This is a genomic window from Pedobacter sp. HMWF019, assembly GCF_003061025.1.
GTDB lineage: Bacteria > Bacteroidota > Bacteroidia > Sphingobacteriales > Sphingobacteriaceae > Pedobacter.
On the sequence record NZ_QAIL01000079.1, the window covers coordinates 1 to 13,003 of the forward strand.

Annotated in this window: 15 protein-coding genes; 11 read left to right on the forward strand and 4 right to left on the reverse strand. The window is 42.2% G+C overall.

The genetic code is table 11. From position 1 onward, the window contains the following. Positions 1–43 precede the first annotated feature (43 nt). The 10 genes from DBR11_RS04815 to DBR11_RS04860 all read left to right on the forward strand — a co-directional run bounded on the left by DBR11_RS04815 (position 44) and on the right by DBR11_RS04860 (position 7,918). Positions 44–898, forward strand: a complete 855-nt coding sequence (locus DBR11_RS04815; RefSeq protein ID WP_108550475.1) for an SPFH domain-containing protein — start codon at positions 44–46, stop codon at positions 896–898. Positions 899–900: 2 nt separating this feature from the next. After that, positions 901–1,077 carry an Arc family DNA binding domain-containing protein gene (locus DBR11_RS04820; protein WP_108550476.1) on the forward strand — a complete coding sequence of 59 codons (177 nt, stop codon included), beginning with the start codon at positions 901–903 and terminating at the stop codon, positions 1,075–1,077. Positions 1,078–1,409: 332 nt separating this feature from the next. Next, on the forward strand, positions 1,410–1,859 hold the full coding sequence (locus DBR11_RS04825; protein ID WP_108550477.1) for a cytochrome B: 450 nt from the start codon (positions 1,410–1,412) through the stop codon (positions 1,857–1,859). A 234-nt stretch (positions 1,860–2,093) separates the two neighbouring features. Continuing rightward, positions 2,094–3,500 carry an anthranilate synthase component I family protein gene (locus tag DBR11_RS04830; RefSeq protein WP_108550478.1) on the forward strand — a complete coding sequence of 469 codons (1,407 nt, stop codon included), beginning with the start codon at positions 2,094–2,096 and terminating at the stop codon, positions 3,498–3,500. A 9-nt stretch (positions 3,501–3,509) separates the two neighbouring features. After that, positions 3,510–4,082: an aminodeoxychorismate/anthranilate synthase component II gene (locus tag DBR11_RS04835; RefSeq protein WP_108550479.1), complete on the forward strand. Its 573-nt coding sequence runs from the start codon at positions 3,510–3,512 to the stop codon at positions 4,080–4,082. Beyond that, positions 4,079–4,870 (forward strand): indole-3-glycerol phosphate synthase TrpC, encoded by a 792-nt coding sequence (gene trpC, locus DBR11_RS04840; RefSeq protein WP_108550480.1) that lies wholly within the window; start codon positions 4,079–4,081, stop codon positions 4,868–4,870. The genes DBR11_RS04835 and trpC overlap by 4 nt, the downstream gene beginning before the upstream one ends. Before the next feature lie 23 nt (positions 4,871–4,893). Beyond that, positions 4,894–6,084, forward strand: coding sequence for a GTPase HflX (hflX, locus tag DBR11_RS04845; protein ID WP_108550481.1), 1,191 nt, complete (start codon positions 4,894–4,896; stop codon positions 6,082–6,084). Between the two features lie 22 nt (positions 6,085–6,106). Then, a complete protein-coding gene (gene rbfA, locus DBR11_RS04850; protein ID WP_108550482.1) occupies positions 6,107–6,481 on the forward strand; it encodes a 30S ribosome-binding factor RbfA in 375 nt (124 codons plus the stop codon). A 24-nt stretch (positions 6,482–6,505) separates the two neighbouring features. Beyond that, positions 6,506–7,210, forward strand: coding sequence for a peptidoglycan DD-metalloendopeptidase family protein (locus tag DBR11_RS04855; protein ID WP_108550483.1), 705 nt, complete (start codon positions 6,506–6,508; stop codon positions 7,208–7,210). A 54-nt stretch (positions 7,211–7,264) separates the two neighbouring features. Further along, on the forward strand, positions 7,265–7,918 hold the full coding sequence (locus tag DBR11_RS04860; RefSeq protein WP_108550484.1) for an energy transducer TonB: 654 nt from the start codon (positions 7,265–7,267) through the stop codon (positions 7,916–7,918). 9 nt (positions 7,919–7,927) lie between these two features. On the opposite strand, the gene DBR11_RS04865 is transcribed toward DBR11_RS04860, so the two are convergent. Next, the gene (locus tag DBR11_RS04865) at positions 7,928–8,788 is read right to left on the reverse strand and encodes a diacylglycerol kinase family protein (RefSeq protein WP_233260648.1); all 861 of its coding nucleotides are present in this window, start codon (positions 8,786–8,788) and stop codon (positions 7,928–7,930) included. A 62-nt stretch (positions 8,789–8,850) separates the two neighbouring features. Here DBR11_RS04865 and DBR11_RS04870 point away from each other — a divergent pair, with 62 nt between their 5' ends. After that, positions 8,851–9,858 carry an App1 family protein gene (locus DBR11_RS04870; protein ID WP_108550486.1) on the forward strand — a complete coding sequence of 336 codons (1,008 nt, stop codon included), beginning with the start codon at positions 8,851–8,853 and terminating at the stop codon, positions 9,856–9,858. Here DBR11_RS04870 and DBR11_RS04875 read toward each other — a convergent pair. From DBR11_RS04875 to DBR11_RS04885, 3 genes are all read right to left on the reverse strand, one after another. Then, positions 9,823–11,022: a DUF1501 domain-containing protein gene (locus DBR11_RS04875; RefSeq protein ID WP_108550487.1), complete on the reverse strand. Its 1,200-nt coding sequence runs from the start codon at positions 11,020–11,022 to the stop codon at positions 9,823–9,825. The two genes, DBR11_RS04870 and DBR11_RS04875, sit on opposite strands and share 36 nt — an antisense overlap. A 20-nt stretch (positions 11,023–11,042) precedes the next feature. Then, positions 11,043–12,467 (reverse strand): DUF1800 family protein, encoded by a 1,425-nt coding sequence (locus tag DBR11_RS04880; protein ID WP_108550488.1) that lies wholly within the window; start codon positions 12,465–12,467, stop codon positions 11,043–11,045. A gap of 81 nt (positions 12,468–12,548) precedes the next feature. Beyond that, the gene (locus tag DBR11_RS04885; RefSeq protein WP_108550489.1) at positions 12,549–12,917 is read right to left on the reverse strand and encodes a YccF domain-containing protein; all 369 of its coding nucleotides are present in this window, start codon (positions 12,915–12,917) and stop codon (positions 12,549–12,551) included. Between the last annotated feature and the right edge of the window lie 86 nt (positions 12,918–13,003).

Genomic DNA, 13,003 nt, shown 5'->3' on the forward strand with positions numbered 1-13,003 from the left:
ATGTTTATGATATCAATTTAATATCATTTAAATACTAGATAATATGAAAACAGAAAGTACTGTAAATCCTTTTAATGGCTACGTTGCTATAGTCATTCTGATTCTTGCCGCGGGTCTGCTTGCCTTTGGTATAGTAACACAATCCGTTGGATTGATTATCGCTTCGGCTTTAGTTATTATTTTAATTGCCAAGGGCCTGATCATTGTAAGCCCGAACAGTTCTAAGGTATTGTTGTTGTTTGGAAAATACCGGGGAAGTGTAAAGCAAAATGGCTTGTTTTGGATCAATCCATTGTTTACCCGGTTTACCTATTCCTTGCGGGCCAGGAACTTTGAAAGTGAGAAAATTAAGGTGAACGATAAAATGGGGAATCCCATCCTGATTAGTGTAATTTTGGTTTGGCGGGTTAGGGATACGTTTAAAGTGGCCTTTGAGGTAGATAATTACAGCGCCTTTATTAAAATACAATCAGACTCAGCGGTGCGTAAGCTGGCTGGTTCTTTTCCTTATGATCATTTTGAAGATGAAACGGCTACTGTAACCTTAAGTACGAATTTTGACGATGTGAACCGTGCTTTGGAAAATGAGTTGGCAGAGCGTTTGGAGATTGCCGGTATAGAGGTTATTGAATCCAGGATCGGTTATTTGGCATATGCGCCTGAGATTGCGCATTCCATGTTGAGAAGGCAGCAGGCTTCGGCTGTCGTTGCAGCGAGACATAAAATTGTTGAAGGTGCTGTTGGGATGGTAGAGAGTGCTTTAAAACTGCTTTCGGAAAAACATATTATAGAATTTGATGAGGATAAGAAAGCTGCCATGGTGAGTAATTTAATGGTGGTGCTTTGTGGGGATAGTGAAACTAAACCGGTGATCAATACCGGAACTTTAAATCAGTAAAGATGGCCGAAAAGAAATCATTTGCATTGAGAATTGACGCAGAGACAATGAAGGCTATTGAGAAATGGGCTGCTGATGAATTTCGTAGTGTTAATGGCCAGATTGAATGGATGCTTCATAAGAGCCTTAAGGACGCGAAGCGTTTGAAAGGAAAAACAGAGAGCGGTTTGGATAAGTAGAGGGGAATTTTTGGAAAATTCTGTACAGCTGCTTCAAGACTGACGATATCAGGCGGGCTGAAGGAGCCCGCAGATCTCTGAGGTCTTTCCGCAGTGTACGAGAATTTTCCTTAGCAAATTGCAGAGGAGGGAGGCCGGGCAGGGCGTTGAGCGTGGGGAAGCAGGGAGTAGAGAAAAGCAGGGAGTAGAGAAAAGCAGGGAGTAGAGAAAAGCAGGGAGTAGAGAAAAGCAGGGAGTAGAGAAAAGCAGGGAGTAGAGAGTGTACTTAATGTAAATTAAAGCGTAAATTTTTGCCGTAAGAAGGAATTGGTTAGATTTGAAAGAAAAAAGTTATGGGTTTAAGTGAAATCTTAAAAAGCGCGCACTCAGGATGGCGCTATGTAGTGTTAATTCTCCTTATCGTTGCTATTGTTAATGCCTTTTCAGGCTGGTTGGGGAAAAAAGCGTATACAGAAGGCAATAGAAAGCTGAATGTTTTTACGCTGATCAGCTCACATATACAGTTGCTTATGGGCTTGGTTCTTTATTTCATGAACAACTGGTACAAAGCGGACAGTTCGGTAGCCATGGCCAGGTACTGGAAAATGGAGCACATTAGTATGATGATCTTTGCTGTAATTTTAATTACAGTGGGTAATGCCCGCTCTAAGCGTTTTGATAATCCAGCGGCTAAACATAAAACCATTGCGATTTATTTTACGCTGGCCCTGGTGATCATTGTTGCCGCAATCTATGCGATGACAAAGGCTGATGTGTCCCGTTCATTCTTTGGAGTATCGTAAATTTTACAATTTTATTTTGACTTCTAAGTTTTATTTATATTTTTGTTGCTCATGATCAACAATATACATACATGGCAGTGGCGTGGTAATTCCGAAAAGAGTTTCGTCGCAGCTTTGTGTACCTTATAGTTTATCAACCTAAACCAACCACATTTCTAACCCGACGTTACACAACGTCGGGTTTTTTTGTGTTTGGACTTTTTTGATTTTTAAAAATGATGTTATAAATAATTTATGAAAGGCAACATTACGATCCACACTTCTTTCAAAAAGAGGCTCGCAGATACCACAACTCCAGTGAGTATCTACCTTCGGTTAAGAGATGTATTCCCCAATACGATCTTACTGGAAAGCTCTGACTATCATAGCAGGGAAAATTCTGTAAGTTATGTCTGTGCAGATCCTGTAGCTGGCATTGTGCTGAAAGATGAGGTACTGTCTGTTTATTACCCGGACGGGAGCAGAGAAGAGAAAACCGATTTTAGCCTTATTGAAGAGATAGATGCGTTTAAGTCTAAATTTGATCATCAGTCAGACACTGATGGCCGTTATATTTCCTCCGGGCTTTTTGGCTATTTTACTTGGAATGCTGTGCAGCATTTTGAGGATATTTCCCTGACTGCCAGTGCCCCTGAGCAGGAGACCATCCCTGTTATGCAATATCATGTATACCGGTACATCATCGCTGTTGATCACTTTCGCAATGAGATCACATTGTTCAATAACAGTTTCAATGGGGAAGAGAATGTAGATCTGGAAAAGATTGAATACCTGATCCAGAATAAAAATTTCCCGGAATATAATTTTAAGATAGAAGGCGAAGAAAGCTCCAATTTGACAGACCAGGGATTCATGGATATCGTGGAAAAGATGAAGAAGCATATCTTAAGGGGTGATGTCTTTCAAATTGTTCCTTCAAGGGCATTTAAGCAGGGTTTTTCTGGTGATGAGTTTAATGTATACCGCTGCTTGCGCTCCATTAACCCTTCGCCATATCTGTTCTATTTTGACTATGGAGACTTCAAGCTTTTTGGTTCTTCGCCGGAGGCACAAATTACGATTAAGAACAACACGGCAAATATCTTTCCGATTGCGGGCACGTTTAAACGTACCGGAAATGACGAGGAGGATGCTGAAATTGCCAGAAAACTGGAACAGGATCCTAAAGAAAGTGCAGAACACGTGATGCTGGTAGATTTGGCCAGGAATGACCTGAGCAGGCATTGTAATCAGGTGCAGGTGAAATCTTTTAAAGAGGTTCAGTATTATTCTCACTTGATCCATTTGGTGTCGAAGGTGAGTGGGAATTTGCAAAAGGGCACTTCAGCAATTAAGGTCGTGGCAGATACTTATCCGGCAGGCACTTTAAGCGGTGCTCCAAAATATAAAGCGATGCAGCTGATTGATCAGTACGAAGGATTAGGGCGTAATTTTTATGCGGGGGCCATTGGCTATATGGGTTTTAATGAAGAATTTAATCATGCCATCATGATCCGGACCTTTATGAGTAAAAACAATGAGCTGCATTACAGGGCGGGTGCAGGTATTGTGGCAGATTCTGTGGCGGAGAACGAACTGAACGAAGTAAATAATAAAATTGCTGCTCTTCGGAAAGCGGTACAAATGGCAGTGGAGATTTAAGAAAAATATATGAAGAAGAAAGTATTGGTTATAGATAACTATGACTCTTTTACCTACAACCTGGTACATCTGGTGAATGAAATTGGATACGAAGTGGAGGTTTGGAGAAATGATAAATTTGAGCTGGAGGATGTGGACCGTTACGATAAGATCCTGTTGTCTCCCGGACCGGGTGTTCCTGAGGAAGCAGGTCTGCTTTTGGATGTGATTAAAACCTATGCAGGAAAGAAAAGTATTTTTGGTGTATGCCTCGGACAGCAGGCTATTGCAGAAGCTTTTGGAGGTAATTTATTGAATTTAGGCCGGCCCATGCATGGTATTGCAACTCCAATCAACGTTTTGGACCTGGAGGAGCTGACCTTTAAAGATTGCCCTGAAATTATTAATGTGGGCAGATATCACTCATGGGTAGTCGATACCGCAGGTCTTCCTTCTATTTTTACAGTAACAGCTACGGATAAAGACGGACAGATCATGGCGCTCAGACACAATGAGTTTGATGTTAGGGGGGTGCAATTTCACCCGGAGAGTGTATTAACAGAATATGGTAAACAAATGATGCAAAACTGGTTGGAATCATGAACATCCTGGATAAAATAGTTTTACGTAAGCGCGAAGAGATACAGCTGGCTAAACAAAAAGTAAGTGTACAACAACTGGAAGCAGCACCGCACTTTGAGCGTCAGCCTTATCGGTTTAAAGATTTTTTAACAAATGACCAGCGGACAGGTATTATCGCTGAATTCAAACGCCGTTCACCCTCCAAGGGTATTATTAACGATAGGGTAACGGTAGAGGAAGTGACAACAGCATATGCTGCTGCTGGCGCTTCTGCAATTTCTGTCCTGACGGATATTGATTTCTTTGGTGGCGATCCTTCGGATCTCCTGAAGGCCAGGGCTGTTAATCAGGTTCCATTACTAAGAAAAGATTTCATGATAGATGAGTACCAGGTTTTGGAAGCAAAAGCTTGGGGAGCAGATGTTATTTTATTGATTGCTGCAATTCTGACACCAAAAGAGATTGTGGCATTGGCAGCTACGGCAAAAGGGCTTGGTTTAAATGTGCTTTTAGAGGTGCATAACCAGGAGGAATTGGAACGGAGTATTTGTGCCGATTTGGACGCGATTGGTGTAAATAACAGAAATCTGGCCGATTTTTCAGTAAATATCCAGACTTCTTTTGATCTGGTACATCAGATTCCGGATGATTTTATGAAGATTTCTGAAAGTGCCATCAGCCACACTGATACGATAAAGCGTTTGAAGGTTGCGGGATTTAATGGCTTTTTGATCGGGGAGAACTTTATGAAAACCGAAGATCCGGGCGCTGCAATGCGCCAGTTTGCCAGAGATTTAATCTCGGTATAACTTTTGTATCTTTGCAGGGATACATGGGAAAACAAAAATTTTATGATACCGCACTTAAACAGGAACGCGCTGTACTTGTTGGTGTGATCAGGCCCGGGGAAACCCCGGAAGAGACCAAAGAATATTTGGATGAGCTGGCTTTTCTGGTAGATACGGCAGGAGGAAAGGTAGAGCATGTTTTTACACAGAAAATGCTCCGCCCGGAACGTGCTACATTTGTTGGTACCGGTAAACTGGAAGAAATACAGGCTTATGTGAAGTCTGAAGAGATAGATATGGTGGTGTTCGACGATGAACTTTCGCCATCTCAACTTAGAAATATTGAGCGGGAACTGCAGGTGAAGATCCTGGACCGAAGTAATCTGATCCTGGATATTTTTGCTGGAAGGGCACAAACAGCTCAGGCCAAGACACAGGTGGAATTGGCGCAGCTTCAGTATTTGCTGCCAAGATTAACCCGGTTATGGACCCACCTGGAGCGCCAAAAAGGGGGTATCGGGATGCGTGGTCCTGGTGAAACGCAGATCGAAAGTGACAGGAGGATGATTCTGGAGAAGATTTCCCTGTTGAAAAGCCGGTTGAAGCTTATCGATAAGCAGAATGAAACACAGCGGAAAAACCGTGCGCAATTGATTCGGGTGGCATTGGTGGGCTATACCAACGTAGGTAAGTCTACGATTATGAATATGCTGTCTAAATCGGAGGTGTTCGCGGAGAACAAATTGTTTGCGACACTGGATACAACGGTTAGAAAAGTGGTTATTGACAATTTACCTTTCCTGCTTTCAGATACCGTTGGTTTTATTCGTAAGCTACCGCACCATTTGGTAGAATGTTTTAAGTCTACACTCGATGAGGTCAGGGAAGCGGATATATTGATCCATGTGGTGGATGTGTCGCATTCCAGTTTTGAAGATCAGATCGGTGTAGTGAATGAAACATTGAAGGATCTTGGAGCTAGAGATAAGGAAACGATTATGGTTTTCAATAAGATAGACGCCTACGTGAGCCCTGAACCGGTTGAAGAAGGTGAAGATCATGTGCCATTTACTTTGGCTGAGTTTAAAAAGAGTTGGATGGCACATCATAATGCCCCAGCTTTATTTATCTCCGCACTGCACAAAGAAAATTTAGAAGAGTTCAAGCAGTTATTGTACGATAAAGTGGTGGCCTTGCATACGCAGCGTTATCCTTATGATAAGTTGTTATATTAATATTTAAGTGGAGGATTAGATTATGGAAAGTAAAAGACAACAGAAATTTGCAGGGGTATTACAGGAAGAACTGGCAGCGATTTTTCAACGTGAAGGGGCGGCATATTTACCCAATACACTGGTTACCATTACCAAAGTCCGGGTATCACCAGATCTTGCCGTCGCGAAAGTTTATCTTAGTTTTTTAAATACGAATAACACTGCATTATCCGTTGCAACGGTAAATTCACATTCAGGGGAGATCCGTTATAAACTGGGTTCGAGGATTAGGCACCAGGCGCGTATTGTTCCTACGCTTACTTTTTTTGTAGACGATACAAATGAGTATGTGGAGCATATGGATAAGATCTTTGATAAGATTTCTAAAGACAGAAAAGATACAGATCAGGAGGGGTAAAAGCCTCCTTTTATTTTACCAGGAATGACACCTTCGGAACGCTTTGATGCTTATTTTAGAAGAAAGGATATTTCTATAGCTCAGGTTGTGGATTTTGACCCTGAAAAGGATGCCCTATTTCCTTTTGACTTTACAAAAAACAACCTTGAACTGACGGAGGATGTGTTGAAAGATACCGTAAAATTTTCGGTCTGGGTAGAGCATAAGTTGCGGGAAAACCTATGTCGGTATGGAATTGGAGGGTATGGGGAACACCGAACCATATATGCCCGAAGTGCCCATTTTGATACGGCCGAAGAGCCTCGCCGCCTGCATCTTGGCGTAGATATTTGGGGGCCTGCCGGAACGCTGGTGTATAATTTCCATGAAGCTGTAGTGCATAGTTTTAAGTTTAATGACCATTTTGGTGATTACGGTGCAACGATCATTTTAAAATATGATTTTGAAGGGCTGGTGTTGTATGGCCTTTATGGACACCTGAGCCTTGCGTCTTTAAAAGAATTGCATGAGGGGCAGGTCATCGCTGCCGGAGCCGCTTTTGCATCTTTCGGCATTCCGGAAGAGAATGGTTACTGGCCGCCACACCTGCATTTTCAATTGATGTTTAGTATGCGTGGCCTAAAGGGAGATTATCCTGGAGTTTGCAAATTTTCGGAACGCTCAACCTATTTGGCCAATAGTCCTGATCCAAATCTGATTCTGAGACACAGCCTGGGTCATTCAGTTTAACGTAAACTTTTTGGTTTAAATTCTTCAGCTGGTTTAATTTACGTAAATTAGGATATGACAAAAATTTTCATTTCCTTTTTTCTGCTGATGGGTTTTTCCTGTGCCGCACAACAGCCGGAGTTTAAAGGTGGGTTGGAAACTTTTGTGCGTGCAAATACTGTTTATCCTCCGTATTCACAAGCCAATTGTATTGAGGGCCGGGTAACGATCAATTTCAAACTGGACCAGCAGGGCCGGGTTTTTAATGCTTTTGTGAAATCTGGAATAGGTACGGATCTGGATGATGAAGCCCTTCGTCTGATTCGGATGAGCAGTGGTCAGTGGAAGGTGCCTGTGGGTTATGATACGACTCATGTATTGGTTGTGCCTGTTAATTTTAAACTGGATGGATATGACTGTGGTAATAAAAGTAAAGCAGAGATCCAGCAAGCCATTAATGCCTATAAATCAAGTGATGCATTGGCCAATGCGGTGTTGAATTTTTATATCAATAAGGAAAAAGGCGTTTATAACGCAGCTGATGAACCTAAAATTCTTGCTCTGAGAAAGGAACTGGGTTATGATAAGGCCTATATGGAACAGAGAATTAAAGATGGTCTGGCCAAACTTAAACAAAAAGATAAGGAGGGCGCCTGTGAGGACTTCTTGTTTGTAAAACACATGGGATTTGACCTTGCAGATGAGCAGCTGCAGAAGTATTGCAGATAGAAAGCAGGCCTATATAATAATTTGAATGGCTGCGGGTAGCAGTTCTGCATTGATCTGTTTTACCTTCCCTATATATTCTCCGTCTACCTGGAAATGCACCAAATGTTTGGTTTGGATATTTAGTTTCTTGGTGTGAAAGGTTTCGATTTTTTCTGGATTGAAAGGAAGGGAGGTGAATCGGATCTTCAGAATTTCAGCTATTGAATATTGCTTAATGAGGATCACTTCAAAAAGGTCGTCATCCAGTTTTCCCTCAGGATTAATCTTTACCCCGGTGCCATACATGGTTGCGTTGGCAATAACCACCATGGCGGCCTCCGATTGGATATCCTGGTCGCCCATTTTCAATTTCACATTCATTTTATGATGTTTCCATAGTGCATGCCAGGATGCTCTTGCATAAGCCCACATGCCTCTTTGAGGGAGGTCATCGAATTTTTTAATGACATAAGCATTAAATCCGATGTCAGATAGATGGATGCAGAGCTCTCCGTTGATGTTGACGACATGGATGCTTTGGGGAGTTCCCTGGATACAACGATCGAGGGCCTGGTTAATGTCAGTGGGAATGCCCAGTTCCCGGGCCATGCCGTTGGCAGATCCGGCAGGAACTATGCCTATAGGGATGCCGGAATTGAGCAGGCATTCTGCCACCAGTTTTAGAGTGCCGTCTCCGCCTACGGCAATTACGCGGGTTGGAGCGGCTTTTTTTATCGCTTGTTTAATTTGCCTGGAATCGCAGTTCTTTTGGAGTTCAAAAATTTCTATTTCATGATTTTTATCGGCAAAGAAATTCGTGATCATAGCGTGGAGATCCATATTGTGGTTTCCAGACCCGGGATTGACGATGAAAAGTAATCTGTGTTTCAAGGCTGTTTGTTTAATTTGCTGTCTAGAACAAACAACACCGCCGCCGCTCTGTTTGATTTATAATGAAGAATTCTGTTAGCGTAAAAATTTATCATGGTTATGGGCATACCCATAATTTGGTGGTGTATGGCCATGTGTTTAAATATAGAGCAAGTAACAAGCAGGTATTCAGCAATAGTTTGCTGGTTAATATCCTTCACCTGTTGAGGCTTTTCGTTCTAAAACCCTTTCCTTTTACCAGGGTACGGCTTCATTTTAATGGAGATGTGATAGATCAGACAACGGAATACGATGGCTTTTTTAAATTCGAATGGAGTGCCACGAAAAATATTGCTGCTGGCTGGCACCGAGTGAAAGTGGAGGCTTTAGCAAAGGACGGCGCTGTTATTGCAGATAGTTGGGGGGAGATCTATGTGCCTCACATTACTCAATATGCTTTTATCTCAGATATTGATGATACCATTATGGTTTCTCATTCGGCTACAATAGGCAAAAGGCTAAGGGAGCTTTTGATCAAAAACCCACATACAAGAAAGACTTTTAAGGATGCCCGCTTACATTATGAGCTTTTGGCTTTTTCGAATACAAGTCCGGACCAACCCAACCCTTTTTTTTATGTATCCAGCAGCGAATGGAATCTGTATGATTATCTGGTGGAGACCTTTCGTTTTAATCAATTACCCGAGGGTGCTTTTTTGCTGAATCAGATCAAACGCTGGCGCAATCTGTTTCGCACGGGAAAGACGGGGCATGAAGGAAAATTACTTCGGGTGATGAGAATTCTGGATGCTTTTCCCAATCAGAAATTTGTTTTTTTTGGCGACAACTCGCAACAGGATCCTGAAATTTATGCGAGTATCGCTGCCCGTTATCCGGATCATGTTGAGGCAATCTATATCCGGAATGTGAGCCCTGAAAACTTCAGTTCCGCAAGAAGCCTGCTAGAGAAGGCCGAGCTTCGGGGAATTAAAACCTGCCTGTTCAACCAGAGCAATGAGGCTATTTTACATTCCAGAAAATGCGGACTGATCAGTCTAGATAAAGTTGAGGGTGTTAAACCGCTGATTTAAGATTTGTGCGTTATTTACATCAAGCCATTTGTCAAGGATGGTTCCATAGACCTGCCTGAAATCTACCTGGTATTTTAAATCACCTGCCTCCAGATCTTGTAAATTAGGCGCGGCATTATAGATGCCTTGTTTTTTTAGCTTTCCGCCAAAGAGGAACATGTTGTTTGCTGTGCCATGATCTGTTCCGTTACTGGCATTTTGCTCTACTCTTCTGCCAAATTCTGAAAAGGTCAATACCAGGGTGTCGTCTAGTTTGTTGTTCTGTTTCAGGTCTTTTAGAAATGCATTAATGCCCTCAGCGTATTGTTTAAGAAGTCTGCCCTGTTGTGGGGTTTGGTCTACATGGGTATCAAATCCGCTTAAGGAAACATAATAGACCCGGGTTTTAAGGCCCGAAGAGATAAATTTAGCGACGGTTTTCAATTGGCTGGCAAATCCCGTTGAAGGATAAACAAAGTTGTCCTGGTAGATTTTAGAAGTGTTTTGGATATAATTGGCGGATGAGGAGGTTTCAATCATGGTTTTGTAGAGGTAGCCCAAATTGTCTTCATCCAGGTGCTCTTTATCGTTGTTCATCATCTCTTTGAAAAAAGGCTCATTGGTATTTCTGAATAAGGCCGCAGGATCCTTAAGTGCAATTCCTTTCTTTGTTTTTCCCTTCATGGCGAGCGAGAGGCTGTCGTCGACTTCAATGGCTGTATAGGGGAATTTGCAGCTCTGGCAATTGGAATCCAGGTAACGTCCAATCCAGCCGGTGGAGAGGAACTGGTTTGCGTCACTTGCGGTTTGCCAGATGTCCATCGACCTGAAATGGGAACGATCCGGGTTAGGGTAGCCTACGTCATTGATAATGCTCATCCAACCCTGGTCGTAGATTTCCTTAAGCGCAGAAAGATTTGGGTTAAGGCCTTGCATGTCATCCAGCTTGATCAATTCCTGGGGCTTTATGGCAATGTTTTTTCTTTTTTGGTAATAGATGTCATTTCCAAAGGGAATAACCGTGTTCAGGCCATCGTTTCCGCCTGAAAGCTGTACCACCACCAGGTTTTTATATAAGGTTAATTCATCTAGGGCAAGGGCTTCAAATGGTTTTATGAAAGCTGGAACAACAAGGGTTCCTGCGGCAGTGAGCATGGAATTCTTTAAAAAATCTCTTCTTTTCATCGTGTTTTCTCCTCAAATGATTAGCAAAGCTGGTATTCTGGTGTACTGGTAATTTCTATGGCTGTTTTTTTTAAATCAGAGCTGTTGGTTGTCAGGCTTTTGATCTTACTGCCAGGTAATGGCTGTAACAGGAATGCCGCCAGATCTGCCGTACTACAGTTTTTAGGTAGGGTGTTCAGGAATTTTTCCCAGTTGGCTTCGGCATTGATGTATGATTTTTTCTGGATTTTGGGTTTTCTATTGATGGCTAGAAGTGCCTCTTCTTCCGGATCGGCTTTCGCATTGAAATCAATTAATCCATCGTTTAAGACCAGTGATGGGATTTTCATTCTCAGCATCAGCGAAGAGCTGTCTATCCAGCTTCTGCCACCCGGCCAGCCAGCTACATTGGGTGGATTGAAGAGATATTGACCAAGGCTGCTTTGCAGTTGTATCAAAACTTGAGGTTTATTATAGGTGACGAAAAATTCCCTGCTTAGTCCGACAAGGAGCTCTGCAGGTGATTTGATCTTATTGCCGGTATTCTCGGGGCTATAGAACCATTCTGCTTCAAACATTTTTTTCATGACTGCGGCGATGTCATATTGCTGGTCATAAAAGCAGGAAGACAGTTCTTGGATATGTGCTTCATTAGGTGTATCGCTTACAAAGAAAGTGTAAAGTTTGCGGCAGATGAATGTAGCGGTTGCTGGTTTTTCCAGGATGATATCAATAATGGCCTCTCCATCGAAATTTCCGGTTTTTCCAAAAAAGATTTTGCTACCTGTATCATGTATATAGGGTTTGAATTCAAAATCGCCATCTTTATTATAAGTCCAGCCGGTAAATGCCCTGGCAGACTCTCGGATGTCCTGTTCGGTATAATTGCCCCGGCCAATGGTAAACAGTTCCATAAGTTCCCGTGCGAAATTCTCATTGGGGTGGTTTTTCCTGTTTTGCTGGTTATTGAGGTACTGCAACATTGCAGGAGATTTGGAAACCTCGATCAGTAAGGTTTTAAAGCTCCCTAAGGCATATTTCCTTTGAATGTTATTCAGTTGTTGTGAAAATAAAGGATTGCCTGAACGGCAAGCAAAATGGCCATGCCAGAACAAGGTCATCTTCTCCAGTAAAGGGGTGTCCGTACTGATCATCCTTTGGATCCACTCAATATTGAGGTCTCTTCCTTTCTGGCTTATCTTCCGGATAATTTCCTGCCGTTGTTCTTTTTCTTCCGGACTAAAGTCTTTTTTTCCGTTCAGGCCAGCTTGTATGAGCAACTGTTGCCGGGTTTGGGAAGCATCAACGGTACTCAGATCGGTGATTTTTTGAGCATTGGAGAAGAGTTCTTTGATGGATTTATGCAGGTTTTTTCTGCTGAGGTGTTCCAGCTCAGGATACGCAATTCCGAATCCTGCCCTGTTGTAGAGGTGCTTGACTTTAAAGAAGTTTTCCTTTTTCTCCATGACATAGGAACTTGGTGTCCTGATAGGACTCTGTTTTCACAGATAAGTTTAAAGCTATTTATAAAGAAATCAAAAGAAGCTCTAGCTTATTGATTTTCCAAATGGGGAGAAGGCTAGGTTCATGAGCTTAAAGTGTTGTCTGCCAAAGGGGATGCCTATGATGGTAAGGCACAGGAGGATGCCGAAAAATAAATGGGTAAGCGCAATCCAAAATCCTCCAAAGAGCAGCCAAATGATGTTCATGATGGTAGAAAGGCAGCCGGTGTTGGAAGAAGTATCGGTAATTCGGACGCCAAAAGGTGCAAGGCCAACAAATGCAAATTTAAAACATTGGAGTCCAAAGGGAATACCAACAATGGTGAGGCAGAGGATCAGACCACCGAAAATATATTCAAGAAAAATGAAAAAACCTCCAAAAATGATCCAGATGATATTGCCTATTAAATTCATTGTATGCTCTTTTTATTAAGATGAAATTTAATAAATTTAGTTACATTAATTTTATCTGTTTCTTTTGAAGGAGGGTGCCTTTAAGG

Bases quoted from the DNA above. Each gene is read 5' to 3' on its own strand.
- DBR11_RS04815 (WP_108550475.1), top strand. From the start codon at position 44: ATGAAAACAGAAAGTACTGTAAATCCTTTTAATGGCTACGTTGCTATA.
- DBR11_RS04820 (WP_108550476.1), top strand. From the start codon at position 901: ATGGCCGAAAAGAAATCATTTGCATTGAGAATTGACGCAGAGACAATG.
- DBR11_RS04825 (WP_108550477.1), top strand. From the start codon at position 1,410: ATGGGTTTAAGTGAAATCTTAAAAAGCGCGCACTCAGGATGGCGCTAT.
- DBR11_RS04830 (WP_108550478.1), top strand. From the start codon at position 2,094: ATGAAAGGCAACATTACGATCCACACTTCTTTCAAAAAGAGGCTCGCA.
- DBR11_RS04835 (WP_108550479.1), top strand. From the start codon at position 3,510: ATGAAGAAGAAAGTATTGGTTATAGATAACTATGACTCTTTTACCTAC.
- trpC (WP_108550480.1), top strand. From the start codon at position 4,079: ATGAACATCCTGGATAAAATAGTTTTACGTAAGCGCGAAGAGATACAG.
- hflX (WP_108550481.1), top strand. From the start codon at position 4,894: ATGGGAAAACAAAAATTTTATGATACCGCACTTAAACAGGAACGCGCT.
- rbfA (WP_108550482.1), top strand. From the start codon at position 6,107: ATGGAAAGTAAAAGACAACAGAAATTTGCAGGGGTATTACAGGAAGAA.
- DBR11_RS04855 (WP_108550483.1), top strand. From the start codon at position 6,506: ATGACACCTTCGGAACGCTTTGATGCTTATTTTAGAAGAAAGGATATT.
- DBR11_RS04860 (WP_108550484.1), top strand. From the start codon at position 7,265: ATGACAAAAATTTTCATTTCCTTTTTTCTGCTGATGGGTTTTTCCTGT.
- DBR11_RS04870 (WP_108550486.1), top strand. From the start codon at position 8,851: ATGAAGAATTCTGTTAGCGTAAAAATTTATCATGGTTATGGGCATACC.
- DBR11_RS04875 (WP_108550487.1), bottom strand. From the start codon at position 11,022: ATGAAAAGAAGAGATTTTTTAAAGAATTCCATGCTCACTGCCGCAGGA.
- DBR11_RS04880 (WP_108550488.1), bottom strand. From the start codon at position 12,467: ATGGAGAAAAAGGAAAACTTCTTTAAAGTCAAGCACCTCTACAACAGG.
- DBR11_RS04885 (WP_108550489.1), bottom strand. From the start codon at position 12,917: ATGAATTTAATAGGCAATATCATCTGGATCATTTTTGGAGGTTTTTTC.